This is a genomic window from Halopseudomonas sp. SMJS2 (assembly GCF_029866945.1).
Taxonomy (GTDB): domain Bacteria; phylum Pseudomonadota; class Gammaproteobacteria; order Pseudomonadales; family Pseudomonadaceae; genus Halopseudomonas; species Halopseudomonas bauzanensis.
This window is the reverse complement of sequence record NZ_CP123445.1, coordinates 3,254,190-3,271,191: the sequence shown is the minus strand read 5'-3', so window position 1 is coordinate 3,271,191 and position 17,002 is coordinate 3,254,190. Positions and strand designations below refer to the sequence as shown.

13 protein-coding genes are annotated in these 17,002 nt (G+C 58.0%); 12 read left to right on the top strand and 1 reads right to left on the bottom strand.

All coding sequences use genetic code 11. The features are described 5' to 3' along the window. Window positions 1-16 precede the first annotated feature (16 nt). The 8 genes from QAO71_RS15310 to QAO71_RS15275 all read left to right on the top strand — a co-directional run bounded on the left by QAO71_RS15310 (window position 17) and on the right by QAO71_RS15275 (window position 11,891). Window positions 17-1,669 (top strand): DUF1302 family protein, encoded by a 1,653-nt coding sequence (locus tag QAO71_RS15310; RefSeq protein ID WP_211242593.1) that lies wholly within the window; start codon window positions 17-19, stop codon window positions 1,667-1,669. A gap of 16 nt (window positions 1,670-1,685) precedes the next feature. Then, window positions 1,686-2,942 (top strand): DUF1329 domain-containing protein, encoded by a 1,257-nt coding sequence (locus QAO71_RS15305; RefSeq protein ID WP_211242594.1) that lies wholly within the window; start codon window positions 1,686-1,688, stop codon window positions 2,940-2,942. A gap of 72 nt (window positions 2,943-3,014) precedes the next feature. After that, the gene (locus tag QAO71_RS15300) at window positions 3,015-5,078 is read left to right on the top strand and encodes a hydantoinase/oxoprolinase family protein (protein WP_280164816.1); all 2,064 of its coding nucleotides are present in this window, start codon (window positions 3,015-3,017) and stop codon (window positions 5,076-5,078) included. A 4-nt stretch (window positions 5,079-5,082) separates the two neighbouring features. Further along, on the top strand, window positions 5,083-6,936 hold the full coding sequence (locus tag QAO71_RS15295; protein ID WP_280164815.1) for a hydantoinase B/oxoprolinase family protein: 1,854 nt from the start codon (window positions 5,083-5,085) through the stop codon (window positions 6,934-6,936). Window positions 6,937-6,944: 8 nt separating this feature from the next. Next, entirely contained in the window at window positions 6,945-7,535 is a 591-nt protein-coding gene (locus tag QAO71_RS15290; RefSeq protein WP_280164814.1) for an isochorismatase family protein, read from the top strand. Between the two features lie 397 nt (window positions 7,536-7,932). After that, complete coding sequence (gene leuC, locus QAO71_RS15285; RefSeq protein WP_280164813.1) at window positions 7,933-9,348, top strand: 3-isopropylmalate dehydratase large subunit; 1,416 nt, start codon at window positions 7,933-7,935, stop codon at window positions 9,346-9,348. A 3-nt stretch (window positions 9,349-9,351) separates the two neighbouring features. Then, window positions 9,352-9,990: a 3-isopropylmalate dehydratase small subunit gene (gene leuD, locus QAO71_RS15280; protein WP_136868748.1), complete on the top strand. Its 639-nt coding sequence runs from the start codon at window positions 9,352-9,354 to the stop codon at window positions 9,988-9,990. A gap of 38 nt (window positions 9,991-10,028) precedes the next feature. Then, window positions 10,029-11,891: a sigma 54-interacting transcriptional regulator gene (locus tag QAO71_RS15275; RefSeq protein ID WP_136868749.1), complete on the top strand. Its 1,863-nt coding sequence runs from the start codon at window positions 10,029-10,031 to the stop codon at window positions 11,889-11,891. A 23-nt stretch (window positions 11,892-11,914) separates the two neighbouring features. Here QAO71_RS15275 and QAO71_RS15270 read toward each other — a convergent pair whose 3' ends face one another. Beyond that, the gene (locus tag QAO71_RS15270; RefSeq protein ID WP_280164812.1) at window positions 11,915-12,412 is read right to left on the bottom strand and encodes a RidA family protein; all 498 of its coding nucleotides are present in this window, start codon (window positions 12,410-12,412) and stop codon (window positions 11,915-11,917) included. Between the two features lie 164 nt (window positions 12,413-12,576). Between QAO71_RS15270 and QAO71_RS15265 the strand changes: the two genes are divergently transcribed. From QAO71_RS15265 to QAO71_RS15250, 4 genes are all read left to right on the top strand, one after another. Then, window positions 12,577-13,425, top strand: coding sequence for an EamA family transporter (locus tag QAO71_RS15265; RefSeq protein ID WP_136868750.1), 849 nt, complete (start codon window positions 12,577-12,579; stop codon window positions 13,423-13,425). A 71-nt stretch (window positions 13,426-13,496) separates the two neighbouring features. Continuing rightward, window positions 13,497-14,375 carry an N-carbamoylputrescine amidase gene (gene aguB / locus QAO71_RS15260; RefSeq protein WP_036989024.1) on the top strand — a complete coding sequence of 293 codons (879 nt, stop codon included), beginning with the start codon at window positions 13,497-13,499 and terminating at the stop codon, window positions 14,373-14,375. Window positions 14,376-14,378: 3 nt separating this feature from the next. Then, complete coding sequence (aguA, locus tag QAO71_RS15255; RefSeq protein ID WP_280164811.1) at window positions 14,379-15,476, top strand: agmatine deiminase; 1,098 nt, start codon at window positions 14,379-14,381, stop codon at window positions 15,474-15,476. A 111-nt stretch (window positions 15,477-15,587) separates the two neighbouring features. Next, a complete protein-coding gene (locus tag QAO71_RS15250; protein WP_280164810.1) occupies window positions 15,588-16,940 on the top strand; it encodes a hypothetical protein in 1,353 nt (450 codons plus the stop codon). Window positions 16,941-17,002: the final 62 nt, after the last annotated feature.

Sequence of the window (17,002 nt, the reverse complement as noted above, 5' to 3'; positions counted from 1 at the left end):
AACAAGATCGAGCGCCATGCGAACCTCTCTAGCCTGTGCGGTATTGGCAGCAAGTCTGGGAGCGCATGATCTAGCCAGAGCTGAAGGCGGCTTTTTCGACGACTGGGAGGTCAGCGGGTATATTCGTGAGCACCTCTCGTGGAACCTTGAAAACCCCTACGTCATGGACACGCGGGATCCAAATGGGTTGGTTGGAGCGGAACGCCGGCGCAACTATCGCTATGACCTGTCCATGGCTCGCACCACTCTCAAGCTCAGTATGTACAAGGATCTTGGCAGCTCGCAGCTGTTCATCTCGGGCCGCGCTGCCCGGGAAATCGAGACCGACTACCTGAAGGATCTGCAGCGCGCGATGGACCGTAACGCGGCATCGGACCTGTTCAGTAACCGCACCAAGTCCAGTGTGAATCTGATGGACGATGTCTACAACACAGAAGAGATTCGGGAGTTCTGGTGGCAAACCGATGTCCGGCCGAGTACCTCGCTGAAGATAGGCAAGCAGCAGGTGGTCTGGGGGGAAACCGACTTCTTCCAGTCACTGGACGTCATCCACGGTTATGACAACCGTATCCGTTCCTTCCTGGAGCCGGAAAATGAGGACTCCCGCAAGCCGCTGTGGATGGTCAACGTGGTCGAGCGTTTCGATAGCCTGAACGGCAGTCTGCAGGTGCTGTATATCCCCGGGCGCATGAACCGGGCGCGCGACCGCGGCAACAGCTTCGACCTTGAAGGGGGGCGCTGGGCTAATAACCCGAACAAGGGCATCACCTTTGAAGCTGCACCGTTCGGCGCGGACGTGCCGTACAACTTCAAGCATAAAGACGCTGATATGGACGATCCATCCTATGGCCTGCGCTGGAAGAGCATGATTGGGGAGTGGGAATACTCGTTGGGCTGGTTCCATGGCCCATCGCTGAACCCGGTCATCAACCCCAATCCGAACAACCCGTTGGGCGTAGGTGACGCTGCCAGTGGTCGTCCCTTCGAAGGCGCCTACAAGGGCGATTATCGTTCCGATCCCAACTCCACGGCGGGCGAACTGATCTTCCCGTTTGTGGATGTCTTCGGTATCACCGCCAATCGATATGTGGAGTCGGTTGACGCTGTGTTTTCGGCCGAGGTCTCCTACATCCCCGACTCGCCTTACAACGTAGGTATTCAGGCGGGTGAAGTCGGCGGTTGTGCTTTCTTCCCCGGCTTCTGCGGCATTGTCGAGAAGGATGTGCTCAAGACCATGTTGCGGATGGATAAGCAGCTGAGCTTGCAGCGCTATCTCAAGACCAGTCGCCCTTCGTTCTTCTCGGTGCAGCTGTTTAACACCTGGATCACTAATTACGACCGTGACGATGAGGTTGTCAATTCGGCCGGTTTCAGTGGTCGCACCAAAGAACACTCCACTATTGCTACCGCCATTCTGGCTACCAACTACGACAACGACCGGATTAACCCTTCGCTGGCGCTGGGTACTGACCTGAGCTACGGCGGTAGTTTTGTGATTCCAAGTGTCGAGTTTGCTTATGGCAATAACTGGAGGATACGTGCCGAAGCAGACATCTTCTTCGAGGACAAGAAGCAGGATCGAGCGCTACAGGGCTTCAATAACACCAATATGTTCGGTTATTTCGCAGGCAATGACCAACTGTCGCTGCGGATAACTTACCAGTTCTGAACAGGAGACAATAATAATGAGAACTACCATGTATCGACTGACGGGCGCGTTGGCGCTGACGTTTGCCGCGTCTCTGGTCGCCCAGGCAGCGGAACTGGCTCCAGGGACAGTGATCAGTAAAGAGAACCTTGAGCAACACCTTGAAGACAGCTTCGAAGGTCACAGTATTGACAGCCTGCTGACCGAACGGATGAAGCTGCTGATTCAGGACGAAGGCTTGAAGTTGCCGCTAAAGGCTTCCGAACCTGTTGTTCTGGGCAAGGACTATATGGAAGCAACCAAGGCTAACGCGGGCAAGGCGATGTATAACCCTGATACCCGAACGGTCGAGGGCTGGGTTGCAGGTATACCCTTTCCCGAGGTCAGTGAGGATGATCCGGATGCGGCAGCCAAACTGATCTGGAACCATCATTACGCTCAGCCGGTGAAGAACTTCCAGGATTATCCGAACTTCGGTTATCTGTTTCTCAACGATAAGGTCGGGTTGGAGCGACGCCAGCAATGGGCATTCAAGCGTTACTTCCTGAAAGGGCGTCTTGGTACTGACCAAGTGGTTGAGGGCGACGGCAGTATCCTGACCAAAACGCTCCTGTATGCCACCTATCCCAATGATATCCGTGGTTTGGGCTTGTTCACCATCCGTTATGACTCGCCCAAACTGGAAGACTCATGGGCCTATGTCAGATCGGTACGGCGCACCCGTCGTCTATCTGGTGGTACCTGGATGGATCCGATTGGTGGAACTGACCAGCTCAACGACGATATCGAGATATTCAACGCCCACCCTACCTGGTACCCCGAATACAAGTTGTTAGGTAAGCGCTGGATTCTGGCTGTAGCCAATTCCACTGGAAAAACATGGGATATGGAAGCGTCCGGTAACGCTGAGTTTCCTGTTGTTGATCTGGAGAACTGGCCGCACTGGAACCCCAACGACCAGTGGGAGCCTCGCGAAGTTTGGGTAGTGGAGGCGACTACTCCGCCGGAGCATCCATACAGCAAGAAAGTCATGTACATGGACGTGGAGTTTCCGCGCTTCTATCAAGCTGAAGCTTATGACCGCCAAGGTCAGTTCTGGAAGTGGATGAACTATCACCTCAAGACTATCGCGACAGAAGATGGTGATGTCGGGATGGTTTCGGCTGCCGGTTTCACTATCGACTACCAGCGGCGCCATGGTACGGCCTTCGTTCTGGGTGGCCCGCGACTTAACACGCCCGGTACCACTGCAGATGATATTGCTCTACGCGAGCTGGAGAGGGCTGCACGCTAACCTGTCCGCCGGGGTGCCAGCGCCCCGGCTTCCATAGCGCGACATAATTCCAATAACAGTGCTGGAGGCAACATGAGTTTTCGTTTGGGTGCAGACGTAGGCGGTACCTTCACCGACCTGCTGCTTATAAATGATGCAACCGGCGCCAGTTTTACCGCTAAGGTTCCTTCCACACCGCACAACCCCTCGATTGCGGTGCTCCAGGGAATAGAAAAACTGTGTCGGATCTCTGGCGTACAGCCATCGGAGATCCACTCGGTCATGCACGGTACGACCGTCGCCACTAATGCCATCCTGACCCGTCGTGGCGCCAAGGTTGGTCTGGTTACCACCAAGGGCTACAAACAGGTTTTGCATATAGCCCGTTCCTTTGTGCCGGGCGGCTTGGGTGGTTGGGTAACCTTCAATAAAGGAGAGTTGCTGGCACCGCTCGAATGGACGGTGGAGGCCGACGAGCGTATCGATGCTCAAGGTAATGTGGTGCGCGAGCTCAACCGCGATGCAATGATCAACGAGCTGGAGCGGCTAAAGAAGACCGGTATCGAAGCGTTGACCATCAGTCTGGTGAACGCCTATGCCAGTGACACGCACGAGCGGGCCATCCATGAACTGGCACAACAAGTCATGCCAGGGATTCCGGTTTCGCTGTCCTCCGAAGTAGTTCCGGAAATGCAGGAGTATGAGCGTACCGAAACCACGGTCGTCAACAGCTATGTGCGCCCACAGGTTGCGGCTTATATGGAGCATTTGCAGAGCGAGTTGGTCACGCGCCTGCGGCCGGATGTGAAGCTGTCTATCCTGCGTTCCGATGGTGGTTTGGCTACCAGCCAATCAGCTGCCGCGACGCCTGTGAACATGTTGCTGTCTGGGCCCGCTGGCGGTGTTGCAGGGGCTATCTGGTTCTGCTCGCGGGGTGGATTCGATAAGGTGCTTACCTTTGACGTAGGCGGCACCTCCACGGACGTGGCGCTAATTGACAATAATCAGGCGCGCATTCGCCGGGAGACGCGGGTCGGGGACGTATCGGTGCGCGCTCCGTCGGTGGATGTACGCACAGTAGGTGCAGGCGGCGGCTCCATTGCTACGGTACCAGAGTTGACCAGAGCATTGCGCGTCGGGCCGGAAAGCGCCGGGGCGGTGCCAGGGCCGGCCGCTTATGATCGGGGTGGTGATGAAGCTACGGTGACTGATGCCAACGTGGTGTTGGGCTATCTACCGGCCGAGCAGAAGCTGGGAGGAGACTTCCAGCCCCGCAAGGATCTGGCTGTTGCTGCGGTTCAGAAGATCGCTGATGCCATGGGTGTATCACTGCACGACGCAGCAGAGGGTATTGTGCGGATTGCCACCGAGCATATGTACGGGGCGTTGCGTCTGATCAGCGTTGAGCAAGGCTACGACCCTCGCGACTTCGCGCTCTGTGGTTTTGGCGGTGCCGGGCCACTGCATGCCAACGCTATGGGCATTTTGATGAACTCCTGGCCGGTCATCGTGCCGCCAGCGCCGGGGGTCTTGTGTGCTTACGGTGATGCCACTACGCGGGTCAAGGATGAAGCTTCTCGTTCGCTGGTCAAGCGCATCAGTGATCTTGAGAAAGAAGAAGTACTGCAAACCCTGCAGCAACTGGGCGATACCGTGCGTGGTTCGCTGGCTTTACAGGGCGTAGCAGCCGAGCTGCAGCAGCTGACTTGGCAGGTAGATGTGCGGTATCAGGGGCAGGCGCTGCTCTTGACCTTGGATATTGATCTCCAGGCGCTGCAGGAACAAGGACTGGAGGCGATCTCCACAGCCTTCGATGCAGAGCACGAACAACTGTTCACCTTTTCCATGAGCGAGGCGCATGAGTTAGTCAACTTGCGAGCCATTGCACGCTCGCCACGTCCGGATATCACCGAGCGGGTATTTGAAACCGAGGGTGTGAATCTGCAAGACGCCGTGATCGGTACGTCGCCCATCTATGTTTCCGGTGCGGAACATCAGGCCACCCTGTACGAACGTCAGCGTCTGGCACCCGGGCTGGTTGTACCCGGCCCCGCAATCGTCATGGAGATGGACTCTACTACGGTTGTCTTCCCGGATTATGAAGCTGCTGTCGATCACGTCGGCAACCTATTGATTCGCCCCCAGGGTCAGGAGTAACAACATGGTTGCGAAAATAAAACAGACAAATAACACCGCATTCCAGCGCATCGATGTGGACAACATCACCATTGATATCGTTGAGAATGCGCTGGCCAACGCCCGTAAGGAAATGGATGCTGTGCTCTTCCGGACCGCCATGAGCCCTGGTATCCGCGAGCAGGGTGATGCCTTCCCGATGATTGCTACCTCTGAAGGCAAGATGATTGTCGGTCAGTTCGGCTCCTTTATCACCGGCTTCCTTAATAGTTACGAAGGGGAGATAGAAGAAGGTGACGTTTTCCTTACCAATGATCCCTACCTATGCAACGGAGCGGTGAGCCATTTGCCCGACTGGCTGGTGCTCATGCCGATTTTCAAGGATGGCCGGATCATCAACTATGCCGCCATGTTTGGGCATATGTCTGATGTGGGTGGCAAAGTCCCTGGCAGCCTGCCGACCGATGCCAGCACCATCTGGGAAGAAGGCATCCGTATTCCTCCGGTCAAGCTGTATCGCCGTGGGGAAATGAACAACGATATGCTTGAGGTCATCCTGCATAACGTACGCATGCCCCGTTGGAACCGTTCTGATCTGAATGCGATCGTGGCTGCTTGCCGTACCGCCAGCAGGCGGTGCGTGGAGCTGGCTGAACGCTTCGGTGATGATGCTTTCTATAGCGCTCAACAGGAAATGCTCGATCGTACCTACCGCGCCATGCGTGAAGTCATTACCCGGGTGGTACCGGAGCAGCGTCAGGAATTTGAAGATTACATTTGTGACGATGGCGCCGGACTGGGCCCTTACACGCTGCGCTGTGCGCTATGGCGCGAAGGGGACAAGGCCATTTTTGACTTCGAGGGCACCGACCCTCAGGCACCTTCTTCGGTCAATTTCTATGTCAACGAAGAGATGTTCAAGATCTTCTTTGGCGCCCTGACCATCAGCTTGTATGACCCGGCCATTCTGCTCAACGACGGCTTCTATGACCTGGTAGAGGTGCGTATTCCTCAGGGCTCGATTCTCAAGCCGAACTTCCCGGCAGCATTGTCTTGCCGTACGCATTTGCTTGGGCGGATTTTTGACATGATGGGTGGGCTGCTTGGCCAGGGAACACCAGATGCCATGAATGCGGCTGGCTTCTCCGACTCACCGCATTTCATGTACTCCGGTTATGACCAGAAAGGCGAATGGTTCCAACTCTTCCAGATTGGCTTTGGTGGTATTCCCGGTCGGCCAGTAGGCGATGGGCCGGATGGCCATTCCTTGTGGCCCGGTTTTACCAACGTACCCAATGAGTATGTTGAGGCCTACTTCCCGCTGCGTATCGAAACCTACGAAACGTTGGCAGATTCCGGCGGTGCAGGTCTGCACCGCGGCGGTAACGGTTTGCGGGTCGCCTATCGCTTGCTGGTTGATGGAGATGTTTCCATCCACGACGATCGGTGGCTGACTTACCCCTGGGGCGTGAATGGCGGGGCGCCGGGGGAGCGCAGTCGCAAGGAGCTGATTCGGGCTGATGGCAGTCGGCAGATACTGCCAGCCAAGTGCGACAACATCCAGGTCAAGGCTGGCGATTTGCTGTTGTTTGATACCTGGGGTGGCGGTGGTTGGGGTGACCCTCTGGGGCGTGATCCTGCACTGGTATTGCGTGATGTGGGTAAGGGGCTGGTCACCGCCGAAGGCGCACGCCGTTACGGTGTGGTGATCCATGACGGCGTAGTAGACGCGCAGGCCACCGCCGGGCTACGTGAGCAAATGGCTGCCGAGCGCGGAGAGCTTCAGCTGTTTGATCGTGGCGGTACGCTGGATGAACTCAAGGCCCGCTGCCTTGAAGAAACCGGTTTGCCAGCGCCGGTTACTCCATCGTGGAATTGAGGTGAAGCATGACTCTGGATTCCCGTACTCTGGCTCCAGCCCAGCGCTATGCGCTGGTGCTGGTCGACCTGGCCATAGGTTTTACTGACCCCGAGCATAGCCCGTTGGCCAGCTCCTGTGATGCGGTGGTAGCAGCAAATGCCCAGTTGCTGGAGGCGTTCCGTCAGCGCGGCTGGCCGGTGTTCTTCACGACAGTAGCCTATGACAGCCCGGATCAGGCCCGTGTGTTCCGTGAAAAACTGCCTGTTCTGAATGTTCTGAAGGCCGACTCCACGCTGGTAAAAATCGATCCGCGGCTTGAGCCTCGAGTGGGAGAGCCGGTGATTGTGAAATTCTGGGCTAGTGCTTTTTTTGGCACCAACCTGGCGGAATTGATTCGCCAGACTGGAGCCGATGGCGTAATGATTACCGGTCTGACGACCAGCGGGTGCGTTCGTGCTACCGCTGTGGACGCGTTGCAGCATGACTTTCGGGTGTTGATTCCCGAGCAGGCGACCGGGGATCGTGATACGCAAGCGCATGCCGCCAACCTCAGGGACTTGAAGATCAAGTATGCGGACGTTCGCTCGGTGGAGGAATGCCTTGCGCTGCTTGGTTAGCGTGTCGCTGCTCGGTTTGAGCGCCTGCGCCTCTTATCCGAGCGGCGAGGTACAGCCCGAGGTGACCCGACAGTCACCGCTCTGTGAGCAGTACGTGGCCGCCTGGGTGGGACACTTCAAGGCGAATGTTGCACGCCTTGATGGCGCGCAACGGGAGGTTTCTGGCGCGGAGCTGGATCGCAGCAGACAAGCATTGGAGGCGGCTGATGTGAATGAGCAGAGCTGCCAGCGCCCTTTATGCATTATCCAACCGCAAGCGAGAGGGCGGTTGGATAGTTACTGCGGCTATCGAGTAGCCAGCGGTACAACTGAAGAGCTATATCGCTGGGTACCCTGGACGCCACATCGCCGCTGAACGTGCGCGGTATCGTTGATAATTGACTGTCTCGAGGTACATATGGGGGCACATACGCTCTATGACAAACTCTGGGAGCGGCACCGGGTCGCTGACATGCCAGATGGATCTACGCTTCTGTACATCGACCGTCACCTGTTGCATGAGGTGACTTCACCCCAGGCATTTTCCAACTTACGTCTGGCTGGTCGTCTACCCTGGCGACTCGATACCAGCCTGGCGACGCCGGATCACAACGTGCCGACGCTCAGCCGCGAGCAGGGCATTGGCGGTGTAGCTGACCCTATTGCCCGGCGGCAAATCGCGACATTGGAGGACAATAGTCGGGAGTTTGCTATCCCGCTGTTTGCGCTGGAGGACGCGCGACAGGGGATTGTCCATATCGTCGGACCGGAGCAGGGTTTTACGCTGCCCGGTGTAACCCTTGTGTGCGGTGATTCCCACACCGCCACCCACGGCGCTCTCGCGGCACTGGCCCATGGGATCGGTAGCAGCGAGGTTGAACATGTGCTGGCGACCCAGACGCTGCGCAGCCGCAAGCTGAAGAATTTCCGTATTCAGGTGAACGGCAAGCTGGCGCCAGGCATTACCGCCAAGGATCTGGCCCTGTACATCATCGGCCGCATCGGCGCCGCTGGTGGTAGCGGCCATGCACTGGAATTCAGCGGTACAGCGATCAGTGCTCTGAGCATGGAAGGACGCATGACGCTGTGCAACATGAGCATCGAGGCTGGTGCGCGCGTGGGACTAATCGCTTACGACGAGGTCACCGAGCGGTACGTCAGCGGCCGCCCCATGGCGCCCACCGGCGACGCCTGGCAAGCGGCGATAGAGGTCTGGCGGAGCACACTGCATTCCGATGCGGATGCGAAGTTTGACAAGGTTTTTGAACTCGACGCTGAAGATGTCGAGCCTCAGGTCACCTGGGGCACTTCGCCAGATATGGTGGCGTCGATTGATGGCCTGATTCCCGACGATAGTCAGGCTCGTGACGCGCTGCAACGGCTGGATTGGAAGCGCGCCCGCAGTTACATGGGAGTGAAATCGCAGCAGCCGCTGGCCGGGCTACCGGTGGATCGAGTGTTTATCGGTTCCTGTACCAATGCGCGCATTGAGGATCTACGCGCTGCGGCCGCCGTTTTGCGTGATCGCCGAGTACATGGCCGCGTTCGTCAGGCGCTAGTGGTACCTGGCTCTGGACTGGTACGCCTGCAGGCAGAGCGGGAAGGGCTGGATCGCATCTTCAAGGCAGCTGGGTTTGAATGGCGAGCGCCGGGCTGCTCCATGTGTCTGGGCATGAATGCGGACCGATTGAATCCAGGCGAGCGCTGCGCCGCGACTTCCAATCGTAACTTTGAAGGACGCCAGGGCAAGGGTGGACGTACCCATTTGATGTCCCCGGCTATGGCCGCTGCTGCGGCAGTGGCTGGGGAACTGGTTGATTTCAGGAGCCTTTGAAATATGCAGCCTTTGATCACGCATTCGGGAATTCTTATTCCGCTGAACCGGGCCAACATTGATACCGATATGTTGCTACCCAAGCAATACCTGAAGAGTCTGGACTCTCACGGCTTCGGCAATTTTCTATTCGACGACGAGCGTTATCTCGATCCGGGAGAGATTGATACCCCGCTTTCATCGCGGCGGGAAAACCCTGATTTCATTCTTAACCGGGAGCCTTATCGGCGTGGTAGTGTGGTGCTTGCCCAAGCCAATTTCGGCTGCGGCTCCAGTCGTGAACATGCCGTATGGGCCCTGCGGGATTTTGGTGTGCGGGTCATTATCGCTCCCAGCTTCGGCGATATATTCGACAATAACTGTTTCAATAATGGTGTGCTGCCGCTGAGGTTACCGCAGGCCGAGGTCGATCAGTTGTTCGACCTGGCGCAGGCCGAGATCGGCCTGCAAGTGCAGGTAAATTTGACCGACAGAATGTTGCGAGTCGGTACCCTCAACTGGGTCTTCGAGCTGGAGGAGGGCCGTCGTCAGCGTTTGCTCAGCGGGTTGGATGAGATTGGCGAGACCCTGCAGTACGCGGAACAGATAAAAACATATGAGGCCATAAGGCAGCGCGAAGAACCCTGGGTTTTTCGTTCCTGAGCTCCCACTGCCCCGATAACAATAAAAGAGGTCAGAGCGTGGAATTTGCCAATGCGGAACTTGACCGGGTCAGGGTGTGCCTGATCGGTAACTCGAAGCTGAGCCGGCTGGTGCATAGCCTCATACCTGAGTTTGAGGCGGTCGCCAGCATCACCATCATTGATAACATTTTCAATGACGCGGTGCGCTCAGCACGGGATTTGATCGAGCGTCAGGCGGTAGATGTATTTATCAGCGCTGGCGCCAATGCCTTCTATCTGAACGATACCTTGCCGATGCCGGTATTGGCGTTGAAGGTAGAGCAAACGGATCTGGTCCAGGCGGTTATTACCGCCCGGCGAATCTCCTCCCGCATTCTGTTGCTCACTTACGAGCGGCAGGAGACCAATCTTGAATTGCTTGGTCTGTTCGACGGTCTTGAACTGTCACATCACACCTACAGTACCGCCGAACACGCCAAGGAAGTTTTCCACAACCTGCGCGACCAGGGGTTTGGTGTGGTGATCGGCTCCAGCTACGCCTGTGATCTGGCCCGGCAGTGGGGGTTGGAATCAGTCCTGCTGTACTCCCGGGAGTCCTGCCGTAACCTGATACGCAAGGCGATACGCCATGCCGGGGAGCACAAGCGTCAGCAACAGCAGCATGCTCTGGTGCAGTTCCTCATGGATCAGACGTCCAACGCGCAGATATTGACCAACCGCGAGGGTGGGATTGTGTCGTGGAACGCAGGCGCCAGCAGCCTGCTACCCTCACTCCATCGTCGGCGCCGGCTGGATGGCCTGTTTGATGCCCGGGTGCTCGAGGCCGAGAGCATCAGTGCAGAGGGTCTGCTGCTTGGCGAGCGACTATGCAACCTGAGCAAGCAGTCGTTTGATGTCGGTGGCGAGCGGGTTGGCTATCTTTATCATGTAGTGCCAAGCCCGGTGGCCGTATCGAATGGTGACAATCGCCGACTGGTCTATCAGTCTGGCCGCATGGCGGATGTGCAGAATCAGCTACTGGTATACGGCGCCACACCGGGCACGGTGTTGATTCGCGGTGAAACAGGTACCGGCAAGGAGCTTGCTGCTCGACAGGCGCATCAGGCCAGTGCTAATGCGAAAGGGCCCTTTATCGCCATTAACTGCGCGGCTATTCCTGCGGAACTGTTTGAGTCCGAGCTGTTCGGCTACGCCGATGGGGCTTTTACCAGCGCCAAGAGTGGCGGCAAGTCGGGTCTGCTGGAGGCTGCAAACGGTGGCACCTTTTTCATGGACGAGATCAACTCGTTGCCGCTGTCCCAGCAAGCCAAGCTGCTCCGGGTGCTACAGGAGCGAGAGATCTCACCTGTTGGCTCCCGCCGGCCCATTGCCCTGAATATCAAGTTTGTTGCAGCCGCCAACGTGGACTTGATGGAAGAAGTGCGAGCCGGTCGTTTCCGTGAAGATCTGTACTACCGGATCAGTACCTTTCAGGTACACATGCCGCCCTTACGCGAGCGCCCGGAAGATATTCCTGTGCTGACCGAGTTTCTCATGCGCAACGAGTCGCTGCGCTACGGCATTGAGGTGGCGCTGGAGGATCTGGTCAAGGGGATTACCCCGATTTTCCGACGCTACCGCTGGCCCGGCAACGTCCGTGAGCTGGAGAACTACGTTGAGCGTCTGATTGTCTCGCTCAAGCTGTATGGTAACTGGGAGTTGCTGGTTGAATCACTGCCCAGGGTTCTTCCCGAACTATACGAGCAGCCAACAATTGAGCCGCGTGGTGGGCATTTGCATAACATCGAGCAGGAGGAGATCGTCAAGGCGTTGCAGATGTTCGGTGGCAATAAGGCCCAGGCGGCTGAGTACCTTGGTATCAGCCAGACAACGCTATGGCGGCGCCTCAAGCGTATCCGCGGAGGAGAAGATGAACTGTAACGCGACACTGGATGCCAGGCCTGTCAGCTTTTACCTGCTCCGCGCATGGCGACGGCTTCAATCTCGAACATCAGTTGCGGCAGGGCCAGCGCTTTTACCTCAACAATACTATCCGCCGGGTAGGGTTGGCTGAAGTAGCGGTGGCGCAGCTCAACCACCTCGCCGAAGTACTGCATGTTGGTCATGAATATGGTGACTTTCACTACGTCCTGCAGCCCGGAACCAGCCGCCTGCAGAATGGCCTGCAGATTATTGAAAGCGGTCTCGGCTTGTAATCGAAAGTCATCCTCTCCGACGATATTTCCCTGAGCATCTAAAGCGGCTTGGCCGGACACAAAAATCCATTCACCCGCAGCGATGGCCTGAGACAAGGCGAATGGCTCGAACGGATCGGGTTGGGTATATATACGTTGCATTACAGAACTCCTAGGTAAAAGACATAGTGCAGCCAGCAAGAAGCGCGCCAGTTGGCTGGTTTCCCTGTACCCGGCATCGCTGCGCGTTTGGCTGCTGCCGAGCAAGGTTTGCTCTCTGCAATATGCACGAAACGCCTTCATCCTGAACGGATGTCGGATCCAGCTGCCATTCGCCGGGCCCTGATATTGGCGGGACAGCGCCGCAAAGGTGGTTTGGCACCCATATTGCTGACACCCAGGCAATAAGCGGTTTCAATGGAGAAGACGGTATGAGTCGGTTATGGGTTATGGCGGCGTTACCGCCATTGGTTTGGGGCAGTACCTATCTGGTCACCACCGAATGGCTGCCACCGGATCGACCGCTGACGGCTGCGGTTTTGCGCATCCTGCCTATAGGACTGCTTATGGTGCTGATCACCCGCTATATACCGTCGCGGGATGATTGGCTCAGATTGGTGGTAGTAAGTGCACTCTGCATGTCGTTGTTGCATTGGCCGCTGTTTGTCAGCGCCTATCGCTTGCCTGGGGGGTTGGCTGCCTTGCTGATCTGTACCCAGCCTTTGTTGGTGGTAGGTTTTGGTTGGCTGCTGTTCCGTCAACGTACCGGTCTGCAGATGATCCTTGGGGTGCTGCTGGGGCTGCTGGGCGTGGCCATGGTGCTGGTCTCTCCCAGCCGCCTGGTCTGGGATGGTATCGGCGTCCTGGCGGCGACAGTGGCGGCGTTCAGCATGGCGCTAGGCACGTTGTTGGTCAAACGCTGGCAACTGCCCATCCCGCTGCTGGCTTTTACCGGGTGGCAATTGCTGCTCGGGGGACTGCTGCTGTTGCCCTTTATGCTGTGGTTTGAGGGGCTGCCGCCGTCCCTGAGTTCCGGCGAGGTGGGAGGCTACCTCTATCTGGCATTGCTGGGCACGGGGGCGCCCTATCTGCTGTGGTTTCGTGCTTTGCGTGGCCTGGATCCGGTGTTTCTTTCCATCCTCTTGTTGCTCAGCCCTCTGTCGGCATTGGCATTGGGTTACTGGTTTCTGGATCAGGGCCTGACCGGCTGGCAGTGGGCCGGTGCCGCCTGTGTGTTTGCCGGCATCATTCTCAGTCAGTGGCGTTTCAGAGCTCGATGACAGCGCCAAGGGGCGATGGAGAGTTGCATGGGTTATGCTCTGATACATTATCCACCTGCCGGAGAACCGCCATGCCCCGCCTCGTTACCGTCGCCGCCACCCAGATGAGTTGCAGCTGGGATCGCCAGGCCAATATTGCCAAAGCCGAACAACTGGTACGGCAGGCCGCTGCCAAGGGCGCGCAGATCATTCTGATTCAGGAGCTGTTCGAAACCCCGTATTTTTGCCAGAAGCCCAATCCTGAATACCTGCAGCTGGCCACCTCGGTTGAAGACAATCCTGCCATTGCGCATTTCAGCAAGCTGGCGAAGGAGCTCGAGGTGGTATTGCCGATCAGCTTCTTCGAGTTGTCTGGCCGGGCGCGCTTCAACAGCGTTGTCATTATTGATGCCGACGGACGCAATCTGGGTGTGTACCGCAAAAGTCATATTCCGGATGGCCCCGGCTATCACGAAAAGTACTATTTCAACCCCGGTGATACTGGTTTCAAGGTCTGGAAGACCCGCTTTGCCACTATCGGTGTGGGTATCTGCTGGGATCAGTGGTTCCCGGAAAGCGCCCGGGCCATGGCCTTGCAAGGCGCGGAAATCCTGTTCTATCCCACCGCCATCGGCAGTGAGCCGCATGACTCCTCCATTACCTCGAAGGATCATTGGCAGCGGGTGCAACAGGGCCACGCCGGGGCCAATCTGATGCCATTGGTGGCGAGCAACCGGGTTGGGCTGGAAGAGCAGGACGGCTATGACATCACCTTCTACGGCGCCTCCTTCATCGCCAACCAGTTCGGCGAGAAGGTGCAGGAAGCCAATGACAGCGACGAAACCGTGCTGGTGCAGCAATTCGATCTGGACCAGCTGGAGCATATCCGCGCCGCCTGGGGTGTGTTCCGTGACCGCCGGCCGAATCTGTATGGTCCGCTGAAAACCCTGGATGGTTCGCTGGAGTCCTGATTCATGTACACCTTGCACAGTACGCCCCGCGCCGACGGTTACGCCATGCCCGCCGAGTGGGGACCGCACAGTCAGACCTGGATGCTCTGGCCGGAACGCCCGGACAACTGGCGGCTCGGAGCCAAACCAGCCCAGGCCGCCTTTGCCGAGGTGGCGCGCGCGATTGCCAGCTTCGAGCCGGTCACGGTCGGCGTATCTGCCGCGCAATATGCCAACGCCAGTCTGCAGCTGGATCACCCGGCCATTCGGGTAGTGGAAATCAGCAGCGATGATGCCTGGGTGCGTGATACCGGCCCGACCTTCGTTACCAATGGCCAGGGCGGGGTGCGCGGTGTCGACTGGGTGTTCAATGCCTGGGGCGGCTTCGATGGCGGCTTGTACTGGCCGTGGAACCGGGACGATCAGGTGGCCGACAAGATTCTCGGCCTGGAGCGCTGCCCGCGTTATCGTACCGACGGCTTCGTACTGGAGGGCGGGGCGATTCATGTGGACGGCGAGGGCACCCTGATCACCACCGAGGAATGCCTGCTCAATGCCAATCGCAACCCGCACCTGCAACGCCATGAGGTCGAGCGGATGTTGATGGATTATCTGGGCATCGAGCGGGTCATCTGGTTGCCGGAGGGGTTATACAACGACGAAACCGACGGCCATGTGGACAACTTCTGCTGTTTCGTGCGCCCCGGTGAGGTCTTGTTGGCCTGGACCGATGATCCGACTGACCCCAACCATGTCCGATGCCAGGCAGCATTGCGCGTATTGGAGAGCAGCCGGGATGCACAGGGGCGGGAACTGACAGTACATCGGATGCCGATTCCCGGGCCGATTCACGCCACCACGGCGGAATGCGCAGGGGTGGATCAGGTACCAGGCAGTCAGCCGCGTTCGCCCAGCGTTCGCCTGGCCGGTTCCTACATCAACTTCCTGATCGTCAACGGTGGTGTTGTCGCGCCTGCATTTGATGATCCGCAGGACGCCCAGGCGCAGGCCATACTTGAATCCCTGTTTCCCGAGCGCCGGGTGGTGATGGTGCCCGGACGTGAGATTCTCCTGGGTGGCGGCAATATTCATTGCATTACCCAGCAACAGCCCGCCGCCTGAATATTCCGCTGCCCATTCCCTGGGATACGTTTTATAGTCTCTGCTCTGCGCCCGGCAATGCTTTGATTGTCGGGCGTTTTTTCGTCAATGAGCTGAAACTGAGGATGCTCTATGCCGTTTACACACCGTGCTCTCGCCCTGCCGCTGGCGGGCCTTGCGATCCTGTTGTCTGGCTGTAAAGAACCGACCGCCTCGACGGCTACTCCGGTCGTGAGCGAAGTGCCCGCGACCCTGACTGGCGAGCTGTCCAGCCAGAGCCCGATCAATTTGAACGATGGCTCGCGTACGCAGAGCTTCGACCTGCAGTTGCAGGGTGGCAGCCTGTACCGAGTGGAAAGCAGCGGTGCGCTGAACCAGCCGGTGTTGTTGCTGTTGTCAGAGCAGGGCGAGCTGGTCAGCGGCCCGCGGAACGAGAGCCTGTTTCTGCAGCCGGAGAAGGATGGTCGCTACCGCCTGGCGGTCAGCGGCCGAAGTGCCAGCGATTATGGCCCTTTCCGTGTCGAGCTGAGCACCGGTGAACTCACCAACGACGGTGAGCTGCAGCCGGAGGCGGATATCCTGGGGCGGCTGCGGGCCGGCAGTTCGAACAACGGCAATCACTATAGTCTGCAGGTGGCAGAAAAAGGCCTGTATGAGCTGGTCATGCGCTCAGCCGAATTCGATACCGTGTTGAAGTTGCGGGGCAATGGCATCAACCGGACGGATGACGATAGCGCTGGCGGCACCGATTCCCGGATGCTGACCATGCTGCCCGAAGGCAGTTATCAGCTGATAGCCAGCGGCATCGATACCAGTGTCGAAGGGGTCTACAGCCTGAGCTTCAAACGCTGGGAGATGCCCGAAGGAGTCACCCTCGGTGATGGCGATGAGCTGCGCCTGGGCGTCGATGCCACTGGCATGCTGACCGGGCATCCGCAGACCTACCGGCTGACCATTGAACAGTCTGGCTTGCTGCAGGTGAGCATGCAGTCGGATGATATCGATAGCCTGCTGGAGCTGTCTGGCCTGGGCGTCAACGCGCGTGATGATGACAGCGGTGGCGGCCATGATGCGCTGCTGAGCGTGGTGGTCGAGCCGGGTACCTACCGTATCAATGCCGCTCAGCATGGCAACGGTGAAGGCGTATTCACCTTGCGTACGGAGCTGACCGAAGTGGCGCAGCTGGATGGTCGCATCGCACCGGGCGAAACCCGCGTGGGGCGCCTGAGCGAGGGGCAGCCGACGACCGTCGCTTTGCCAATCGAGCAACCCGGACGCTACCGGATTACCCTGCGCTCATCGGACTTTGACGCAATGCTGGGTTTGCAGGGACAGGGGCTGGAAGAGCAGGATGATGACAGCGCCGGAGGCACCAATGCCCAGCTGGAGCTGTATCTGGGAGCGGGTGAGTATCAGTTGATCAACAGTACCTACGGCGACCAGGGCACCGGCAACTTTGTGCTGTCGGTCAGCGCAGCACTCTGAATGAAAGGGCACCCCCCTGCGGTCAGTATCGCCGCCGGGGGAGGCCCTCCACGGAGGGACTC